Origin of the sequence: Devosia indica, from assembly GCF_003056405.1 — a bacterium.
GTDB classification, from domain to species: domain Bacteria; phylum Pseudomonadota; class Alphaproteobacteria; order Rhizobiales; family Devosiaceae; genus Devosia; species Devosia indica.
Genome location: NZ_PYVZ01000015.1, coordinates 12,683 through 32,219, shown reverse-complemented (window position 1 = coordinate 32,219; position 19,537 = coordinate 12,683). Strand labels below are relative to the sequence as shown.

The following is a 19,537-nucleotide window of genomic DNA, read 5'->3' as shown; positions in this document are numbered from 1 at the left end:
AGGCAATGCGATCTCGCCGCAGGAAACGAGTTCCCACGAGAGGCCGGCGTTCTGTGCGCCAGAGCCGCTTTGCAGTGATGATCAAGGCTTACGGGACTACACCGGGGCGAACCACCCGCGAAGATGTCCAAATTGGATAGAATTCAATGGCATTTTGGTCCTACTGCTTGTCCCGATCGCGCATGACCGCTTCAGCACGTCTTTGCGCCGTGGCCAGAGCATCGGCGCGGCTCTTCTGCCCGCTGAGCATGTCATGAATTTCTTCTCCGGCTATCGTGATCAGAGCGGAAATGCCGGGAACGGGTGGCCGGGGCCATGCGCGCAGGACACCCTGGCGCGCAATGGTGTCAACGATGCCGATTATCGGTGAAATGGCCTTCACTTCCGGATCGCGATTGACGCTGAATCGCGGGCTGGCAAGGCTACCATTGGTCACAAAGAGCTTGGCCGCACTTGCCGATGTCAGCGCTGCCAAGGCCGCCCAGGCCGGTGCAATCCGTTCCGGCGCGATATTGCTCGGAATTGCCAGGGCGTAGCCGCCCAGGGGTGAAATCGGCCTGCCGGTCAGCCCGGTGGGCTGCGGGAGATAGCCGGTTTTTCCGTAGGCCGGAGAACTGGGATCGCGCTCGAACAGGTTCACAAGCAGGGTATGTGCATAGGCAAGGGCCGCATGGCCGCTGGTATAGGCGCGCGCACGATCATACCAGGTCATGGAGAGGATGCCTGGTGGCGAAACCGCCAGAAGAGATTGCAGATAGTCCGCCGCAGCGTGAGCCGCTTCGCTGTCAAACATTGGACGCAGGTCCGCGTCGGACATGTCCTCTGGCAGAAAGCCGTCGGCCGTACGGCTAAGGTTGACGATCGGCTGGCCATGGGCCGCCATGGTCACCATGAAGGTATGCCCCAGTGCTGTGCCCCTTCCGCCATTCCAGGCAATACCGAACCGGCCGCGCTCAGGCGCATGCAATGCGCTTGCCACGGCAAGCGTCTCGGAAGTGGTCCTTGGCGGCGCGAGGCCCGCCTCCTCCAGCAGGTCCGTCCGGTAGACGAGAAGCTCAGCTGTGCTCAGCAGGGGAATGCCATATTGGTGGCCACGACGGCGGGCGCTGGCCATGGAATCTGGCAGGAAATCGGAGGTATCCATTTCGGACTGGACGATGAGATCGTCGAGTGAGCGCAGGCGACCCCGCCGGACCATGTCGCCGAACCAAGGCAGGTCGCAGGCTATGATGTCGTATGCCGAGGCTTGGCGTTGTCCGTTCTGGACAATTTCGGCACGCAGGCGATCTATAGACAGGGCTTTGGACTGGATTGGGACGCCAAGGATCATCTCAAACTGGCGCTTGAGCGTGTTCATGGCCATGAATGTGGGATCCGCATGAACCAGCAGCCGCAACCCACGCGGCAGCGCCAGTTTGGTTTCCAGCACCGTGGGTGGCGGAATGACAGAAGCGATGTCTGCCACAGGCTTTCGCAACACCCCTGCGCAATCGCCGCTGACCTGATCGATCAGGCGGCGCGTATGACCGGCGAACAATTGCCAGCGGCGCAGAAGCTCCGAGGTGGGATGCAATGAAAAGGAACGGCCAGTTGCGGTACGGGTTCGCCTAACAAGCAAACCATCGTCTACGAGTCCCTCGATCACTCGAAAGGCGGTGCCGTAACTCAGCCCCGAGGCTGCGGCCAGGGAGGACATGGTGGTCAGCCGCCCGCTGACGTGATTGCGCATCAGGTGGAGCACGATGCCCAGATCACGCGAGTCGATCCCCAGGTGACCGCTGGTGGTGCAGCGCAGGGCATCCACAAACTCGATGGTCTGCATCATGGCAACGTTGGAGGCCAACCGTACAGCCGACGAATCCTGTGCCTCATAAGGGCCTTCCGGAAGCCCCCCTGCCCGGTCAGGTTTCTGTACTCGAGGAAATCTGGCCACGCATTACACCTGTTCGCGCCTTTGCCGCATTGTGTGGCCGTGGCGGCCATACCGCCACGGCCCGCCTGTCAGGGCACCGGCCGCAGTTCGGCCTCGGTCACGATACGCCGCGCATCTTCGGGAAGCAGCCAGCCCTCCGCAAGAAGCTCGTCGACCGAGGCACGCACCTTGGCCACGTAGTTCTGGTGCGCTCCGACAACGCCGTAGAGGTCGTGCAGCTTGGCGGTGCCGAAGTCGATCTGATGCCCGAAGGACCAGGCATAGGGCAGTCCTTCAACGGCGGTCGCCGTCTCGACATAGGTCGCGGTGGGCACGTCGAGATAGGGGCTGCGGACGCCACCCAGCACATTGCCATGTTGGTCCTTTTCGAAAGCGAGCGGATAAACCGTACCGAACAGCGAAGTGCTCTCGCCCTCAGTAATGGCGATGGGTGCGGACTTGGGCGGCACGACGCCGTCGATCACCCATTTTTCGAGGTTGGCGTACATGGCAGGCTCGAAGTACTGGCGCGGAAAATGGTTGGCCGTGGTTTCGGCGCCACCATATTCATAGGCCACCTGGGTTGGCAGGTCGCCGGCCCGCTTGATCGCTTCCGGATCAGGCTGGTAGTTGGTGATGAAAGCCGGACCGTGGGGCGCGCCCGCGATTTCGTAGAGGCGATACCCAGCCTTCGGGTCATCATTGTCCTCGCGCCGCCAATCGTAGGAGCCGAGCAGGAAGATATCACCCTGGGCATCGGCACGGATGAACGGCACATGCTCGGCCGGCAACTGGCCGCGCGGATCGTTGGCCGGCATGGCGGTCACGCATTGGCTGATCGGAACGGTGCGGCCCGCGCCGGACGCCGACAAAAAGCCCTCAAAGACCGGCGAACCGTCAGCCAATACGGCAGCATTGGCGAAATTGTTGGCGTAGGTATTGAGGAAAAAGCCGGTTTGCGACTCCCCTGTCGCAAAGACGTGCTGGACATCATAGCCGGCCAGGGGCGCGTCCTCGGAAGTGTCGCGCACCAGCGCCCCGACCTGGCTGATCATGTCCCAGACCAGACCATTCTCGTAGAGGCGGGACAGGTTCTCGTCATAGCCTTCCTCTCCCGGCAGGAGCCCACACGCCTGTTCGGACGCCGGTAAGGGATTGGCCATGGACAGCCGGCCGTAGCGCTCGGGATCAATGCGTTGCAGCGAGGCGATAACGTTTGGCTTTGCCGTCATCGACACCCAGATGTCGCCGTCGCGCATCACCTTGTCCTGAACGACGGGCCACTGCACCTCGACGTCCCATCCGCGCGACGGATTGTTGAGCTCAACCCAGACCGTGCCGCTGAAATCAGCCGTGTCCGCGGGACGCCGGACGACAATGCGCGTGGTGTAAGGCGCGTCGGCGGTCGCGATCTGTGGCTCGGGTGCCGTGCCGTCCGCGCCCCAGTCGTAAACATTGGCCTGACCCGAAACCAGATATTCCTCGATCTCATAGCCATGGGCCTGGAGGTCAGTGCCACCAGTCGTGAAAATGGCTGACGCCTCGGTCACTTGAATGGGGCCTTCGACGGCGGGAATGGCGGTTTCGGCCGATGCGGGACCGGCGAGCAGCAGCGCAATGCTGCTCGTGGAAATCACGGCACAGTGCCGCAAGCGCCGTTGCCATCGGGATGGATTGTCTTGCATAGGTATCTCCTCGGTTTTTGGTGTGTGATGCGCGCTCTTCTCGGTCGCGCATTCACGGCTGAGGCGATCGGACACCGGCATGCCTGCCAGGGAATCCGGATCCGATCGCCCGGTCGTCAATGGGATGTGTATCCCCCGCCCCGATGCGGCCATCGCAGCGCTAGTCGCGGTCGAGCAAGTCGAGATCGACGGCTTCTGCCATGGCTCTATATCCGGCGTCGTTGGGATGCAGGTTGTCGCCCTTGTCGAAAGCCGGCAGGACCTTGCCCGGGTTTTCGGGATCCTGCACCACCTTGTCGAAATCGATTACGGCATCGAAGCCGCCGCCCGTGCGGATCCACTCGTTTACCTCAAGGCGTACGGCTTCCTTGTCGACACTGTAGAAGCCCTCCAGCGGGCCGCCGGCGAATGCATTATCGAATGGGGTAAGGGTAGCGCCGAGGATGCGAATGCCGTGGTCATGAGCCCGGGCGATAATCTGCTTGTAACCGGCGATAATGTCCTGGGCTTCAGGGGCGGTCGCCTTGGGATCGAGCACCGAATCGGGCCAACCGATATCGTTGATCCCCATCATGAAGATCACCGTTTCCACCTTGGGATGGCTCAGCACGGCCTCCTCGAAGCGGGCGAGGGCATTGGCGCCCATGCGGTCGGCCAGGACCCGCTGACCGGAGATACCTTCGTTAAGGACGGCGGTCGGTACACCGCCCGCTTCGTGAAGGCGTTCCGCCAGGATGTCGGGCCAGCGGGTATTGGCGTCCGCAGTGGACCCGTCACCATCGGTAATGGAGTCGCCGAAGGTAACTATGGCACGCGCGTTTTCCGGAGCGTCGACAACAATGGCGCTCAGGAAAAGCCGTGACAATGTGGTATTATCGGTTTCGATTTCAACATCAGCTGTCTTGTTTCCGGCGACGATGTAAGCGGTCTGGCGGCCGTCGCTGTGGACGGTCGATGTGGGCGTGACATCGGGAAAATATAGGCTCACTGCAACCGATCCGAGATCGGGCACGTCGAGGTCGACGGCATCGCTCACCACCGCAGCGCCGGCGGGAATGGTGATGGACTCCATGCCGCTGAAGGTCAGCTTGCGGTCGCTGCCGGCATGGATGGCCGCGCCTTCGTCATGGAGGGCGACCCGCGCTTCGCCAACCACCATCGGCTGATCGCCATATTCATTGGAGAGGGTAATGCGGACCTGCGTGCCGCCGAGGGAAACCCGTGCGATCTGCCGAACCGTCTGGTCCCAAAGGTTGCGGGGATAGCCCAACGGGGCCAGAAAGTCAGGACCCCATACAGGCTGGGGTGCAGCGGCCCAAGTGTCGATCCACTCCTGGGCGAAGGCGGTGCCTCCACCGGAACCGATGCCCGCAACCAGAGCCAGGGCGAGTGCAAGTTTCCGCCCCGCCTTCCTCCAGCCACTCCCAGCGCCCGTTGCGGCGCGTTGACCCCTCCCATGGGGCAGTACGGACGTGTCGTCACGCATAGTTATCTCCTCGGTTTTTTGATCTGTGATGCGTGCTCTTGTCGGCACGCTTTCACGGTTAGGGCGATCGAATGCCGGCATGCCTGCCAGGGAATCCGGGTCCGATCGCTTGGTGGTCAGGCTTGGCGTGTGCCTGCCTGGCTCAAAGCCACGGCGAGGATGATGATCCCGCCGCGAGCGATAAGTTGCTGAGAATATTCGAGGCCCATCAGGATGAGACCATTGTTGATGACACCGATCATCAGGGCGCCGATGATCGAGCCCACCACGGTGCCCTTGCCGCCGAACAGGCTGGTGCCGCCCAGCACCACGGCCGCGATCACCGACAATTCGTCGCCTTCGCCGAGCTGGAACCGCCCCGTCTGCAGCCGTCCGGCATAGAGCATACCGGCGAGGGAGGCGGTGACTGCGGAGATGACAATGACCCAGAGCTTGATGCGGCTGGTATTGATGCCGCTATAGCGCGCCGCCACGACATTGCCGCCCACAGCCAGGATCTGCCGACCGAACTTGGTGCGACGCAGGACAACGTGGCCGATGACACCCACGACCAGCATCCAGAGCAGCAGGGTCGGGATCGGCCCGATATTGCCGCCGCCGAAAATGGCCGGATAGGTGCGGTCGAGCACGGGAATGGCGGCAGTACCGGAAATCCACATGGCAGTGCCCTTGGCGATGCCCATCATGGCCAGCGTGGTGAGGAAGGTCGGGATCATCAACCGCGTCGATAGGAACCCGTTGATCAGCCCGACAGTGACGCCGGTCATGATGCCCGCGGCAATGCCCGCCGGCAGCCCGCCCCAGGCCACAGCCATGGCCGTCGTGACCGAAGCAAGTCCCGCCACCGCACCGACCGAGAGGTCGATTTCCCCGGACGACAGGACCAGCGTCATTGCCACCGCCATGACGGCGATCATGGCCGTCTGCCGGGCGATGTTGAGGATGTTGTTCGGCGCCAGGAACCCCTTGTCGTATAGGGTGATGGCAAAGAACGCGAACACGACGACGAAACCGATATAGATGATGTTCTGCCGCCAGGTGCGCTTGAAATAGCCCAATGGTGTTTCGCGGCCCGCCACTGCCAGAGTGTCAGACATGGTTTCCTCCCCGCTGCACGATCAGTTGCAGCTTTTGTTCGGCGCGCAATTCAGCTGCGTCGCCAGTCGTGGTCAAAAGGTCCGCCTTGTCGATCGTTTCGACCAGACGCCCGCCCGACATCACCGCGATGCGGTCGCTGACGGCGGCAAGCTCGGCAAGTTCGGACGAGATGAAGATGATGGACTTGCCTTCGGCGGCGAGCGCGCGGACCAGCCGCAGCACCTCCCCCTTGGAGCCGATGTCGATGCCAGCCGTGGGCTCGTCCATGATGAGAATGTCGGGATCGGTCGCCAGCCATTTGCCGATGACGATCTTCTGCTGGTTGCCGCCAGACAGGGAATTGGCAGGCGCTTCGCGCGAGGCCGTCTTGATGGCGAGGCGCTTGATCAATTCGTCCGTCGTGCTGCGCGATTTCATCCGATCGACGAAAGGGGTCGAACCGAGGCGCTTGAGGATGGGCAGCTCGATGTTGTCCTGGATGGAGTGGGTCAGGACCAGCCCCTGCCGCCGCCGGTCTTCGGGCACCAGCGCCAGGCCGAGTTCGGTGGCCTGCCGCGCCGAGCCGATGGAGATGGCTTCTCCCCGCAGCGTTATGGTGCCGCCGGCAATCGGTTCGAGCCCGAAGAGCATGCGGGCCAGCCGGCTGCGCCCTGCCCCCAACAGGCCCGCGATCCCCAGCACTTCGCCGCGCCGGAGCGAAAAGCTGACATCACCATCCCGTCGCAGTTTGCTCGAAAGGTGCTCGACCTTGAGGATCACGTTGTCCTGCACCGTGGACTCGGTCGCAAATTCGGAGAGGTCGCGGGTCTCCTTACCCATGATATCGGCAATCAGCGTCGCCAGGGTATAATCGGAGATTGGACGGCTATCGATCAGCCGCCCATCGCGCAACACGGTCGCATGGTCGGCAATGCGGAAGATTTCATCCATGCGGTGGCTGACATAGATGATGGCCTTGCCCTCGCTCCGGAGGCGCCGCAGCAGGTCGAAAAGGATATCCACCTCGCTCGCGGTGAGCGCCGAGGTCGGTTCGTCGAGCACCAGCACCTCGGCATTCTGCGACAGGGCCTTGGCGATTTCCGTCAACTGTTGCTGGCCGGTGGAGAGGTCCGCCACCATGGCAGTGGGGTCAACGCTCACCCCCATCGAGGCAAAGATGGCGGCACTGCGCTGCTCCATCGCCCGGTCGTCGATCAGTCCCGCCGATGTCAGCGGTTCGCTTGCGAGAAACACGTTTTGCGCCACGCTCAGCGTCGGCACCAGGCTCATTTCCTGGAAGATCATGCCGATGCCCTTGTGCCGGGCCAGTTGCGGGGAAAGGCGTTCGAACGCCTCCCCTCCAATGATGATGCTGCCGCTATCGGGGGCCTGGACGCCCCGCAGGATCTTAAGAATGGTGGACTTACCGGCCCCGTTCTCGCCCAATAGGGCATGGATCTCGCCGTTGCAGACACTGAGGCTGACCTCGCGCAGCGCATGGACGCCGCCGAAACGCTTGGAGATGGCATTCATCTCCACCGCGATCGGCTTGATCGCCATCTCGGTCACGGAATGTCCACCCACTGGCCGCTTTCGCCCGAGGCCAGGATGGCGTCAGCGATGAGGGCAATGCGATAGCCGTCCTCGAAATTGGGCGATGGCTGCTGGCCGGTGATGATGGCGGTGCACAGATCGTAGCATTCCACGATCTTGGTCTCGCCATAGCCGATGCCGAGCGCCGGAATGGGCCAGAGCCCCGATCCATAGGGATGGGCGGGACCCGTATAGACCGTACGGAAGCCGCGCGCATCGCCGACATCGTCGGCGAACATGACCTGCAATTCGTCGCGCCGTTCGTAGTTGAAGGCCAGCGAACCCTTGGTGCCGTGGATTTCGAAGGTGAGAAAATTGTTGCGCCCATAGGCGTTGCGCGTGGCTTCGATCGAGCCGATGGCGCCGTTCGAGAACCTGAGCATGGTCAGCATTTCATCGTCGACATCGACCGGGCCGCGTTCGGCATTCTTGTCACCGCCACCAACGCCCAGCTTGTCAATGCCGCCGGCCTGCTTGGGGCGGGTCGCGATATGGGTCTTGACCAGCGCGTTGACCGAGGCGATTTCGCCGACGAGGTAGCGGGCAAAGTCCACGACGTGTGTCCCGATATCCCCCACGGTGCCCGAGCCTGCGACCGATTTCTGGAAGCGCCAGGACAGCGGGCTGTCCGGATCAGCGGACCAGTCCTGCAAATAGGTGCCGCGGAAATTGAGAATATCGCCGATGCGGCCTTCCTCGATCAGCTTCTTGGCAAGGGCCACGGCCGGGGTGCGGCGGTAGTTGAAGGCCACCATGTGGATGGAGCCGGACGCCTGGACAGCGTCGAGCATCGTCTTGGACTCTTCGCCTGTCCGCGCCAGCGGCTTTTCGCAGATGATGTGCTTGCCAGCCTTGGCCGCCGCGATGGCAATTTCGGCATGGGAATCGTTCGGCGTACAGATGTCGATGATGTCGATGTCGGGCCGCGCGACGACGGCGCGCCAGTCGGCAGAGGCCTCTTCGAAACCAAAGCGGTCACGTGCCGTCTCAGCCATCTCCTGATTGACGTCCACGACCACCTTGCGCACCGGGATGGCCGGCGCCGGCCAGAAGAACATCGGCATGGCGGAATAGGCCATGGCGTGGGCCTTACCCATGAAACCGCCACCGATCATGGCGACATTGAGCTTTCGCATTTTGCTGTCTCGCTTTTGGAAATGTTGTGCGGGGGCGGATGAAGGGAGGGGCCGCCCCCGCATTAGGCGCTGGGAGGAGCGCCTAGTTCATGGAGTCACGGATCGTGGCGGGTGCTTCGGTGGAATAGACCGTCTGCCAGGCATCGAGCAGGTTGTCCTTTTCGACCGGCAGGGCCGGCAGGGCCACATAGGGCGGCGCGTCTTTGCCGAGCAGGCCAAAGCCGGCGAGCTTGGCTTCGGTCACGCCCTGGTCGAACGGCCGCTGCGCGCCCAAACCCTTGATGAAACCGCCGCGTGCCATGTCAATGGCGACATTCTCGCCCAGATCGATAGTGGTGATGACAAGGTCATCGCGGCCATTGGCGCGTGCTGCGGAGATTACGCCTTCGGCAGGCACGTCCCAAACCGCCCAGATACCGTCGATACCGGCATTGCCCACCATCATCGCCGAGGCGGCCCGATCGGCATCACCGGTAAAGTCGGGTCCACCGATCCCCTGTTCGGCGACGATCTCGATATCGGGGTAATTCTGCTCGATGGTGGCCTTGAACGCGTCATAGCGCTGACGCGTCACGAAGAAATCTGCGGCGTGGTAGACGATGCCGATCTGCCCTTCACCGTCCAGCGCCTTGGCCATGAGGTGGGCGGATGCAACGCCATTGCCGTAGTTGTCGGCGGAGACGACACTGATGTAGTCGGTACCGGCGGTGAACCCGGCAGGAACATTGTCCATAAAGACCAGCTTGACGCCGGCCTCGGCGGCCTGGCGGTAGGCGCTGGCCATCGCGGTCGGGTCGGTGGGGATCGACACGATGATGTCGGGGTTCTGCGCCATGATGGTTTCGATGTCGGAAACCTGCTTGGCCGAATTGAAGCCAGCGTCGGTGGTGGCAATCACCTCGATACCCATGGCCTCGAACTGGGTTTGCAGGCCATTGATCTGGGCCTGGCTCCAATCGTCGCCACCATAGTGCATGACGATGGCGGCGGTGGCGCCCATGGCCTTGATCTCGGCCAGTTCATCATCTGTGAGGGTGATCTCTGAGGCCGAAACCGGGCTCTCGCCGCCCGGGCCGGTGCTCAGTGTCTGGTTGGCGAGCGCCGCAAGTGCTTCGTCCGGGCTCTGGGCGAAGGCCGTTCCGGCGATAGTCCCCGCGAGCAAGGCTGCACCCAGCAGCGCCGTTGTCTTCAAATGTCCCATGGTATCCTCCCTGTGGTGACTTTGGTGTTGGCCTGATCAGGCGAAATGCCGTTTCAGGAATGCGTGGCTGCGCACCGCTCCCTCGTAGGGATCGGGCCAGCTATCCAGCTCGGCCATGACCCAGCCGGAATAGCCGATGTCCTTGAGCGCAGCACTGACGGTTGCGTTGTCGAGATCACCTGAATCGAGCGGGGTGAAGCCGAAGGGATCGCGCTGCAGCCCCTTGAGGTGCACCAGGGAAATGCGCCCGGCAAACTCGCGCACCTGCGCGGCCGGGTCGCCACCTGCTGCGGCGAGATGTGCCGTATCGGGGCAGAAATCGAGGCCGGTAAGGCTGAAGATTTTGGTGACCTCGGCCGGGCCTTCGACGATGGTTGAGAGGTGCGGATGGTAGTTGGCGCGCAGCCCGGCGCGACGGGCGATCTCTCCCGCTTGGTCGAGGGCCTCGCCGAGGCGCTTGTAGTCGTCATCCTGGATGCCGGCAGCCCGCTTGGCGCCGCCGCCGATGACATAGTGACTGGCGCCGGCTTCGGCCGCCGCCGCGGCAACGCGCTCGATCCGGGCCAGCTCTTCACCAAGAATGTCGGGGAAGATGAAATTGCCGCCTGAATAGGTCGACACCAATTCAAGCCCCGCATCGGCCAGCTTGCGCCGCAGGCCGGCCGACGTTTCGTCGAGCAGATTGCCGTCGAAGACTTCGACGCCCTGGTATCCGGCCCGCGCAATGTCGGCGAAGGCCCGGTCCATGTCGGTAAAGGTCCGATAGGTCAGCTGGGTGATGGACGTTACGCCCACGGCATTACCCCCCAATGGGCCCCAGCAATTGGCGTGATAGGCCAGTTTGACGGCCATGAAGTCCTCCTCAGAACACATCCGGCGTTTGCCGGGAATTGGGCTGGCGTATTCGCCGTCCCGCTATTGCCCTGAGGTTACGCACCTCAAAAACGTGAAGTCAACACCAAATCAGCATAAGCTCGTTCTCTTTTGTCGTAAAATAAGCAAAAGGGGTGGCTTGAAGTGAAAAACCGACCGAGCTAGGTTGTGTGGAAAGCTGGATGAAGGGGTGGATTCGTGGCGGAGGAGAAAACAACGCTGCGGTCGGTCGGCCGCCCCCGCAGCGTCGACGCGGCCCAGGCAAGCCTTGCCTTGCTGCTCAATCTGGTCCGAACCGGAGCGGCCACGACGCGGCAGGAACTTGAACGCAGGTCCGAACTGGGCAGAGCGGTCGTCGCCGACCGGTTGGCAACGATGATCGAACTAGGCCTGCTCAAAGAGGGCGAACTGGGCCAAGCCACCGGCGGCCGCGCACCCCGGCAGATGCGGTTCCGCCACGATGCCGGCTCGCTGCTGGTTTCGGCAATCGACCAGAGCTCCATCGCGCTCGGTATTGCCGATCTCAATGGTCAGCTATTGGTGGAACATCACGAAGCGGCCCAGCTCGATGCCGGACCCGAGGCCATTCTGGACCGGCTGGCAACCATCTTCGACTGGCAGCTCCGGGAAACCGAGAAACCCGCCCCATGGGGTATCGGCCTCGCCCTGCCAGGTCCGATCGAAAAGCCAGCGGCAGATTTCGAGACCGTACCCGTCCTGCAGACCGTACAATCATGGCAGGGGTTTCCCTTCCTCGATCGTCTTTCGATACGGTTCGGCGTGCCGATCTTTGCGCGCAGCGGCGTCCAGACCATGACCATGGGCGAAGCCAAGGCAGGCGGTGGTCGCGGGCTGAGCGACATCATCTATGTCAAATTGGGCCGCTCGATCAGCGCTGGCCTGATTTCCGAAGGCCAGTTGCATCGTGGTGCCCAGGGCGCAGCCGGCATGATCGGACACAGCAGGGTTGGCGACGAGCTGCTCGAGGCGGTGGCCGGTGCAGAAGCCATCGCCCGTGAAGGCAAGGCGGCCGCCGAGGATGGGCGCAGTCCCTATCTGGCACAGACGCTGGAGCGGCAGGGCGAACTGTCCGTCGTCGATATCGGGCATGCGGCGCAACTGGGCGACCTGTTCTGCGTCGAGCTGCTGGGAAAGTGCGGTCGCCTGGTGGGTGAAGCGCTCGCGCCGCTCACCAACCTGGTCAATCCGTCGCTGATCGTGATCGGTGGGGTCGTCGCCGAATCAGGAGGCGACAGCCTGCTCGCCGGCATTCGCGAGGCGGTGTATCGTCAGTCCCATCCCATGGTGTCGCGCGATCTCCAGATCATGCGCTCGCAGATGGGCGCGTCCTCCGGCCTTGTCGGTGCCGCTCAGGTAGTGGTGGAAGAGCTTTTTGCGCCCACGACGCTGCAGGGCTGGGTCGGACAGGGGTCACCACTGCACCATCCCGAATTCCAGAAAAGCTTGGAGCGCGCTACGGTCGCACTGGCAACCAAGGCAGCGCAACCTGCAGGACGCGTTGCGCCATGAACAGCAAGACGCCAGGGGATACCGCCATGTCGATTGCAGGCCTCGGCCCCCATGGGGAGCGCGCCGTTCCCGCTGCTCAGATCCAGTTGACCCAGGCCGACGCCGCCCAGGCGCGAGCCCGACGGTTTTCGATAGCAGTGGTTCTGCACACCACAACCAGCGACTGGTCCAAGCAAGAACTGGCCGGCATCGCTGCGACCTTGGGCCTCTACTCCGCCGCACTGGTAGAAGTGGTCGACTGCAATTTCGACTTCGAATTGCAGGTGGCTGCGCTGGCGAGACTGGCGCGCGAGAAAGTAGATGCGGTCATCTCCATACCCATCGGCAATGCGCGCGTTGCGGAGGCGCATCGCGCTCTGACCCAGAGCGGTCGCAGGCTGGTGCTGCTCGACAACGCTCCTACCGGCATGCTCCCGGGCACCGACTATGCCAGCGTCGTCTCCACCGACAATTTCGGCTTGGGGCAGAGTTGTGCGGCGATGCTGTCTGCTCATATTCCACAAGGCGGGGCCGCCGGCATCCTTGGCTATGGCATCGATTTCTTCGCCACTCATGAACGCGAGATCGCTTTCCGCAAATGGATGGGTAGTCACCGGCCCGACGTGACCCTCGTGCGGGAGCGGTTCGCAGACCTGGATGGTGCCGGTCCGGCGGCAGTGGCAATGGTGGATAAGACGCCCGGCCTTTCAGGCATTTTCGCGGTCTGGGACGTACCTGCGATGAAGGCGGTGCAGGCTCTTGCGCAGAAGAATATCGACATTCCCATCACCACGGTGGACCTGGGTAACGAGGTAGCTCTCGACATGGCCCGCCACGGCATGATCAAGGGCGTTGGCGCCCAATTGCCCTATGACCAAGGCAGCGCCGCAGCTCGGGTGACGCTGGCCGCACTGCTCGGACTGCCTGTACCCCCGTGGGTGGCGCTGGCCGGCCGGGAGGTTACGCCATCAGATGTCATCGAGGCCTATCAGGTCATCTGGCACCTGCCGGCGCCCAAGGCGATCGTCGACAGCGTAAGGGCTGCCACCGCGGCGCAGAACCCCGTTGGGCGGCATTAGCCATGCAGTCTGGCGCCGATGGCAAAAGCTTCATTCTGGGCGCCGGAAATAGAGATTCCTTAATCAATTCTGAGCAGGGTGACTGGCAAGGCGTGCGTCGAGTCCTTCGCTTATGACCGTGTTCAGCATAATAAAGACTCTCTTCGGAAAAGAGGCTGAGCCGCCCCAATCCCTTACCAAGCCTGCGCGCGCGATTCCTGTCGATGCCCGGGCATGGACCTCTGGCCAGTCGCCACCGCCGACCCGTTCGCCGCACGATGGTCGCCTGGCCGATCTGATCGGCAAGCAAGGCCCTTCATCACAGTCGGTCATGGCAGGGAGCTTCGAACTCGTAGGGCTGGACGAAATCAAAGAGGCCCTGGGGGAGCGATGGCAAGTCTGGCGGCGCGCGCCAGCGAACTGGCGGAACAGGGGATAAAGCGGCGTATCTCGGACAGCGACGTCCTGCAGGTGCTGGGTGAAACTGAATTCTCGATCTGTTTTGCCAAGCTCAACCGGGAGGCCGCGGTTGAACGCGCCAAGCAAATCTCACGCGAAATCAAGCAGGAGATCTTTGCCGAGCTTCCCGAGTTTTCCTCGAGCGTGACCGTCAAGCAGTATGTCGCGGAGATCAAGCTCAAGAACCTGGCCGGTGATACGGGGAGCCTGGCTGGTCGGCTGGTGCTGACCCTGCGCCGCATGCGGATGGAAGCTGATCGGGCGATCCTCAACTATCGCCGCCTGCTGCTGAAGGACTTCCAGTTGCTCTTCGCCCCGGTATGGGATCCCGAGCGGGCCATCGTCAACCTCAATCGCTGCGTCCTCGACCTCTCCCTGGGCTGCACGACTCTGTCGCAGTTCCAGGCCATTGCCGATCCCGACCAGATGGTCGATACGCTCGCCGACATGGATTGCCTGGCGCTAACGCGCGCCCTGGAAATGCTGCACCGCTATGGCCGGGCGAGCAATGTTGCGGCCGTGCTTGTGCCCGTGGGCTATCAGACGCTGGATCGCAGTTCGACCTGTCGTGAATATCTCAAGCTGTTGGCCAGCGTGCCCGAAGTCTATTCGCCCTTTGTGAAGCTCGAAGTGACAGGTGTGCCCTCGCAACCAAATGTCGATCGGCTCAATGACCTGCTCTTCACGATCGGTGCCATGCGTCCCGGCCTGACGCTGCAGGTCCATGGCAATGCCGGATATCTTGCGGCGCTCGATCCCACGCCGCTCTGGGGCCTGTCATGCAATCTTTCCATGGGACATTTGCGCGACCCGAGCTACCAGGCCGTTACGCCATCGTTCATGGAATTTGCGAGGAGCAATGGCCTTCGCACCATGGCGCATGGCGCCAATACGATCGGGCTGGCGCTGGCCGCGGTCGACAGCGGGTTCAACTATGTCAGTGGCACGGCAATCCATCTCTCGCAGGATACGCCGCGGGCGCCGTCGCGCCTGCACCCTCTGACATTTCCAAAACGCGTTTCGGGATGACCCAAATGAACATCCCTCGTGGAGAAAGCATGACTGACCAGCGCTCCGAGCCCCAAGAGCAGGCTTCGGGCTCCCACCTGCGTTTGCTTATCCTTGATGATGATCCGCTTGTCGGCGAGACCGTGCGGCTGATGGCGGCCTCCCTCGGTGCCGAAAGTGCCTATTGTCGGACCGCTGATGAATTCTTCACCCATGTTTCCGAATGGGAGCCCAGCCACATTCTGCTTGATCTGGTCATGCCCGGCGTCGACGGTGTCGAGGTCATCCAGCGCCTGGCAAAAATGGAGTGCCAGGCGACCCTGATCATTGTCAGCGGCGTCGATAGCCGGGTGCTGGACGCCGCTCAACGTTCCGCAAGACAACATCGGCTGCCGATCGCGGGCGCCCTGTCCAAGCCATTCAGCCGCAGCGCTCTTGCCACGCTGCTCGAGACGGTCGAAGTCACACCAAGGCTCAAACTTGTCGCAACGTCCCCCAAGGCAATGCCGACCAGCCACGATCTGGCGCGCGCCATGGCGGAAGGCGAGATCGGCCCGGTTTTCCAACCCAAGGTCAGGTGCAGCGACGGCGGGTTAATCGGCTACGAAGCGCTGGCGCGCTGGACCCGCGGCGACACACACATTTGCGGCCCCGATACATTCGTTCCCCTGGCAGAGCAGAGCGGCCAGGCGGCCAGGCTCACCGAAGTCATGGCGGATCGCTCGCTCGCCTGGCTTGGGGGCAATTTTGCCGACCTGTCCCATACGATAGCCATAAACATACCGGCGCAATGTCTGCGGGACGACCAATCCGTTCGCGCCATTGCCGATGCCTGCGCGCGCCATGGCGTGGCACCGGAACGCGTTGTCCTCGAAGTCACCGAAAGCGGCGCAATCGACCCCGATTCCGGCGCTTTGGATGTGCTGACTCGGGCGCGCCTGATGGGCATGAAACTCTCCATCGACGACTTTGGCGTCGGCTATTCGTCTTTGGTGCAACTGGCGCGGATGCCCTTCTCCGAACTCAAGATCGATCGCAGTTTCGTGGCCGAGCTATGCCATTCCTGCGAGGCGCAGGCCATCGACGCAGCCATCATCGGCATGAGCAATGGTCTGGGGATGACCACCGTCGCCGAGGGTGTGGAGGACCTTGATACCTATATGCGCCTGCGTGAGATGGGGTGCTATGCCGCCCAGGGCTATTTCATCGGTCGCCCCATGCAGGCATCCCGCGCGGTTGCCTGGTCCGACATCACCTGAAAGCCAGACCATGCCAGCCCCTTTCTCTACCCCCGTCCCGGCGCCGAATCGGGACCACGGCGACATTGGCAGCGCTACAGCGCCGCACTTGGACCGGTCGGAGACCGAGCGGCTACCGCCACCTGCGCGATCCGGCCTTCCTTGAGATAAGTCTCGAACTGGCTATAGGGGATCTCGGCGACTTGGGTGGCCATGGTGAAAGCATACTGGAACAGCATCAGCCCGAATAAGGCCGCCACCCAGTACCAGATGTTGAACTGCGTCTTGTTCTTCATGTCCATGGCCGCGCCCGGGGTTTATCGGAGGACGAGCAGCAAGGCGCTGCCACCCCGGATGACCTCCAGTGCCAGCGTGCGCCGGCCGTCTCCGGTCAACTGCCGCAGATCTTCAGGCGAAGCGACCCGCCTGCGGTTGACGGCGACGATGACATCATCGGCCTGCAGGCCTGCGCGAGCGGCAGGGCTGCCGGAAGCTACGCTTTCGACAAGCACGCCGCCATTACCCCCCGCGGGCCGCAGCACGGCGCCGTCGAACGGGGTGCCGGCTAGGGAGGCCGCGGCGGTGTTTTCGGCCGCGATGGTGACGGTGATTTCGAGCGCCTCGTTGTCGCGCAGCAGCCGAAGCGTCACCTTTTCGCCCACTGGAGTCAGCCCGATCCGGTTGCGCAAGTCGGTCGAACTGAGCACGGGACGGTCGTCGACAGCAATCACGACGTCGCCGACCTGCAAGTCGGCCTGCTCGGCCAGAGAGCCGGGCTCGACATTTGCAATAACGGCGCCGCGCAAGTCACCTAGATTGAAAGCTTCGGCCAGGTCGGGGGTAAGGTCCTGGATGCCAACCCCGATACGGCCGCGGCGCACCTCGCCATGCTCGGCCAATTGGGTCATGACGGCGACCGCCATGTTGCTGGGCACGGCAAAGCCGATACCGACATTGCCGCCGGCGGGGCTAAAGATGGCCGTGTTGCCCCCGGCGAGACGACCATCCAGGGTGATCAGGGCCCCGCCGGAATTGCCCGGATTGATCGAGGCGTCTGTCTGGATGAAATCCTCGTAGCCTTCCGAATTAATGCCGGTTCGGCCCAGGGCGCTGATGATTCCGGAGGTGACGGTCTGACCCAGGCCGAATGGATTGCCGATGGCCAAAACATAGTCGCCGACCTTGAGCCGATCGGAATCGCCAATCTTGATGGCCACCAGATTTTCGGCCTCGACGCGAAGCAGGGCTATGTCGGTCGCCTGGTCGGAGCCGACCAGCTCGGCCTCGAGACGCTGGCCGTCTTTGAGAGTGACGATGATCTCGCGCGCATCGGCCACCACGTGATGGTTGGTAAGGATGTGGCCTTTGTCGGCGTCGATTATGACGCCGGAGCCGGCACTCATGCGCGGGCGGGCCTGCGGCGCCTGGGGCAGGTCGAAGAAGCGCCGGAAGAAAGGATCATTGTAGAGCGGATTGGTGGCGGCGGGCGCCTCGGAAACCACCGCGATATTGACCACGGCGGGCGTCACCTGTTCGAGCAGCGGCGCCAGCGTCGGTAGTTGTTCGCCGGCTATGCCCGAAACGGGCTGGCCCTGGGCGTTGGCGGGAAGGACGATGATGAGCGCCATGGCGGCAAGGCAGGCCCAGGCCAGGGCGCGGAGTTTTCTCATGAGCCGACACATTCACGTGCTCCGTTCGACTGGAATTGATCCTGTTTCCGCCCCGATCGGACGGAGGGCAGCCAAAGCGGGCCCGGCGCGGGCCGGGCCCATCGGGGGCGTCAGGCCGTGGACCACGGCCGGTTATGGGTGAACCAGAGGCTGAGCCCGGCCAGCGCAGCCACCACCAGGCCGGCCACGATATGGACGGTTGTTGCCGCGGTCACGGCGGCGAAGCCAAGGATCCAGGGCGCCACGACAGCCCAAGCGCCCAGCACGAGATTGGCCCACTCCTCGGCCTCGTGGAAGGCCAGCAGAGCCGCCGCGGCGACGAGGCTCACGCCCGCGCCGATGATCCAGGCGTTCCAGGCGGCATTGGCCTGGTCGGCATAGCCCAGATACCAGGGAGAGAACAGCAGGCCCAAACCGGCTACGATAGAAACGATATTGAGGACCGTCCGGTTATTGGAAGACAAAGATTTCAGCATCTCTCATTCTCCTTTCTGTCGGGTTTGCAACATCAATGAAGGGTCTCACTGGTAGGAGACGGCGGAGCGAGGGCAAGGCCGCCGGCATCGTCCTCGCGAAGGGGTGATGGCGCGGGCAGGGCAAGAGACCGCTGGCCGCGCGAGAGGAAGGGCGCCAGTTCTTCCGGCGCGAAGGCACCCGCCGCGATCTCGTGCAGGGCGCATCCGCTGGTGCTTTGCCCCGGCCGCTCGATACGGGGTTTGGCGCCCCGGTTTAGTGCCCGGCTCCGCGCCACCGCCACCAGCGTCAGCGCAAACCGGTCGGGCACGATCTTCTGGCAATCGAAGACGACGAGTGGGTCCATAGGCACCTCACGCCGCCTCGCGGTCGGCCAGAGCGTCCTGCCCGGCCGCCACGTCACGTTCTAGCGCCAGCAGCGCTGCCTCGACCTCGCCCAGGCGCGACGGCCAGCGGCTCTCTGGCATGCCTTCGGTGGTCGCCTGGTCCATCAGATATTCGGTCCAGGCCCAGTTCATCAGGATCGAACGCTTTGCCTCCAGCGTCAGGGCCGGATCGCGCACCACACCCATGGGCGTCGACCAATTCTTCGGGCCGGAGGGATCGTTGCGGCCGGCAGCGCCATCGAGGGCCTGGCCGTAGCTTCCCTGTATGGCCGAAAGGCCAAGTCGGTCGAGCGTGGCGTCGGAAAATACCTTGCGTGCACGCGCGCCCTTGGCGGTTTCGTTTGCGCCGGCGGTCTTGTCGGCCTGCTGTGAGCCTGCAGGGTGCTGGACAACAAAGGTCAGACCCTGCCGTTCGGCATAGCGCAAGGCTGCCTCCAGGGTCGGAAAGCTCAGCGCCACCTGGGTCAGGGTGTCGCCACCGCCGGTGTAGCCCATGAGAGGTTCAATAACAGGTGTGCTGCGCCGCTCGAAAACCAGGCGCCAGCCCTGGCTGTGACCCTTTGCTGACGTTGTCGCCGATCGGGACAGCTTGTAGATGCGGGCCACGGCATCGGTGGGAAAGGTCGGCTGTCTTGCCGACGCCGGGGCGAGCGTATTGTCGTTGGACGGCGTGCCCAGGGGCAAATGCGGGTCTGTCGAACTGAAACTGTCTACTTTCTCCATATTCTTCACCTTCCTAGGTTTGAAGGATGCGACCGGCGGCGGCAATCGC

17 protein-coding genes are annotated in these 19,537 nt (G+C 63.0%); 4 read left to right on the top strand and 13 right to left on the bottom strand.

From position 1 onward, the window contains the following. Positions 1-160 precede the first annotated feature (160 nt). The 8 genes from DDE76_RS14375 to DDE76_RS14340 all read right to left on the bottom strand — a co-directional run bounded on the left by DDE76_RS14375 (position 161) and on the right by DDE76_RS14340 (position 10,942). Positions 161-1,825: an extracellular solute-binding protein gene (locus DDE76_RS14375; protein ID WP_104894745.1), complete on the bottom strand. Its 1,665-nt coding sequence runs from the start codon at positions 1,823-1,825 to the stop codon at positions 161-163. A 176-nt stretch (positions 1,826-2,001) separates the two neighbouring features. Continuing rightward, the gene (locus DDE76_RS14370) at positions 2,002-3,549 is read right to left on the bottom strand and encodes an alpha/beta hydrolase domain-containing protein (protein ID WP_108463702.1); all 1,548 of its coding nucleotides are present in this window, start codon (positions 3,547-3,549) and stop codon (positions 2,002-2,004) included. A 208-nt stretch (positions 3,550-3,757) separates the two neighbouring features. Next, positions 3,758-5,083, bottom strand: coding sequence for an SGNH/GDSL hydrolase family protein (locus tag DDE76_RS14365; protein WP_104892031.1), 1,326 nt, complete (start codon positions 5,081-5,083; stop codon positions 3,758-3,760). A gap of 116 nt (positions 5,084-5,199) precedes the next feature. Next, positions 5,200-6,180: an ABC transporter permease gene (locus DDE76_RS14360; protein ID WP_104892032.1), complete on the bottom strand. Its 981-nt coding sequence runs from the start codon at positions 6,178-6,180 to the stop codon at positions 5,200-5,202. Then, a complete protein-coding gene (locus tag DDE76_RS14355; RefSeq protein ID WP_198650928.1) occupies positions 6,173-7,720 on the bottom strand; it encodes a sugar ABC transporter ATP-binding protein in 1,548 nt (515 codons plus the stop codon). The genes DDE76_RS14360 and DDE76_RS14355 overlap by 8 nt, the downstream gene beginning before the upstream one ends. 5 nt (positions 7,721-7,725) lie before the next feature. Next, positions 7,726-8,889, bottom strand: a complete 1,164-nt coding sequence (locus tag DDE76_RS14350) for a levoglucosan dehydrogenase (RefSeq protein ID WP_104892033.1) — start codon at positions 8,887-8,889, stop codon at positions 7,726-7,728. A gap of 82 nt (positions 8,890-8,971) precedes the next feature. Then, a complete protein-coding gene (locus DDE76_RS14345; RefSeq protein ID WP_104892034.1) occupies positions 8,972-10,090 on the bottom strand; it encodes a substrate-binding domain-containing protein in 1,119 nt (372 codons plus the stop codon). A gap of 36 nt (positions 10,091-10,126) precedes the next feature. After that, on the bottom strand, positions 10,127-10,942 hold the full coding sequence (locus DDE76_RS14340) for a sugar phosphate isomerase/epimerase family protein (RefSeq protein ID WP_104894747.1): 816 nt from the start codon (positions 10,940-10,942) through the stop codon (positions 10,127-10,129). Between the two features lie 219 nt (positions 10,943-11,161). On the opposite strand from DDE76_RS14340, the gene DDE76_RS14335 reads away from it, so the two are divergent. The 4 genes from DDE76_RS14335 to DDE76_RS14325 all read left to right on the top strand — a co-directional run bounded on the left by DDE76_RS14335 (position 11,162) and on the right by DDE76_RS14325 (position 16,256). Continuing rightward, a complete protein-coding gene (locus DDE76_RS14335) occupies positions 11,162-12,493 on the top strand; it encodes an ROK family protein (RefSeq protein ID WP_245891957.1) in 1,332 nt (443 codons plus the stop codon). Beyond that, complete coding sequence (locus DDE76_RS14330; protein WP_245891956.1) at positions 12,490-13,551, top strand: substrate-binding domain-containing protein; 1,062 nt, start codon at positions 12,490-12,492, stop codon at positions 13,549-13,551. The genes DDE76_RS14335 and DDE76_RS14330 overlap by 4 nt, the downstream gene beginning before the upstream one ends. A 369-nt stretch (positions 13,552-13,920) precedes the next feature. Beyond that, complete coding sequence (locus DDE76_RS19785) at positions 13,921-15,018, top strand: hypothetical protein (RefSeq protein WP_158672376.1); 1,098 nt, start codon at positions 13,921-13,923, stop codon at positions 15,016-15,018. Between the two features lie 29 nt (positions 15,019-15,047). Next, positions 15,048-16,256, top strand: coding sequence for an EAL domain-containing response regulator (locus DDE76_RS14325; RefSeq protein WP_158672377.1), 1,209 nt, complete (start codon positions 15,048-15,050; stop codon positions 16,254-16,256). Between the two features lie 74 nt (positions 16,257-16,330). Here the strand turns inward: DDE76_RS14325 and DDE76_RS14320 are convergent, their stop codons facing one another. The 5 genes from DDE76_RS14320 to DDE76_RS14300 form a co-directional block, all read right to left on the bottom strand. Continuing rightward, positions 16,331-16,537, bottom strand: coding sequence for an ATP-dependent metallopeptidase FtsH/Yme1/Tma family protein (locus tag DDE76_RS14320; protein WP_198650925.1), 207 nt, complete (start codon positions 16,535-16,537; stop codon positions 16,331-16,333). A 15-nt stretch (positions 16,538-16,552) separates the two neighbouring features. Beyond that, positions 16,553-17,905: a DegQ family serine endoprotease gene (locus tag DDE76_RS14315; protein ID WP_245891955.1), complete on the bottom strand. Its 1,353-nt coding sequence runs from the start codon at positions 17,903-17,905 to the stop codon at positions 16,553-16,555. A 110-nt stretch (positions 17,906-18,015) separates the two neighbouring features. Then, positions 18,016-18,381, bottom strand: a complete 366-nt coding sequence (locus DDE76_RS14310; protein WP_104892037.1) for an SPW repeat protein — start codon at positions 18,379-18,381, stop codon at positions 18,016-18,018. Positions 18,382-18,413: 32 nt separating this feature from the next. After that, entirely contained in the window at positions 18,414-18,725 is a 312-nt protein-coding gene (rpoZ, locus tag DDE76_RS14305; protein WP_104892038.1) for a DNA-directed RNA polymerase subunit omega, read from the bottom strand. Positions 18,726-18,732: 7 nt separating this feature from the next. After that, positions 18,733-19,488, bottom strand: a complete 756-nt coding sequence (locus DDE76_RS14300; protein ID WP_104894751.1) for an NADH dehydrogenase ubiquinone Fe-S protein 4 — start codon at positions 19,486-19,488, stop codon at positions 18,733-18,735. Positions 19,489-19,537 lie beyond the last annotated feature (49 nt).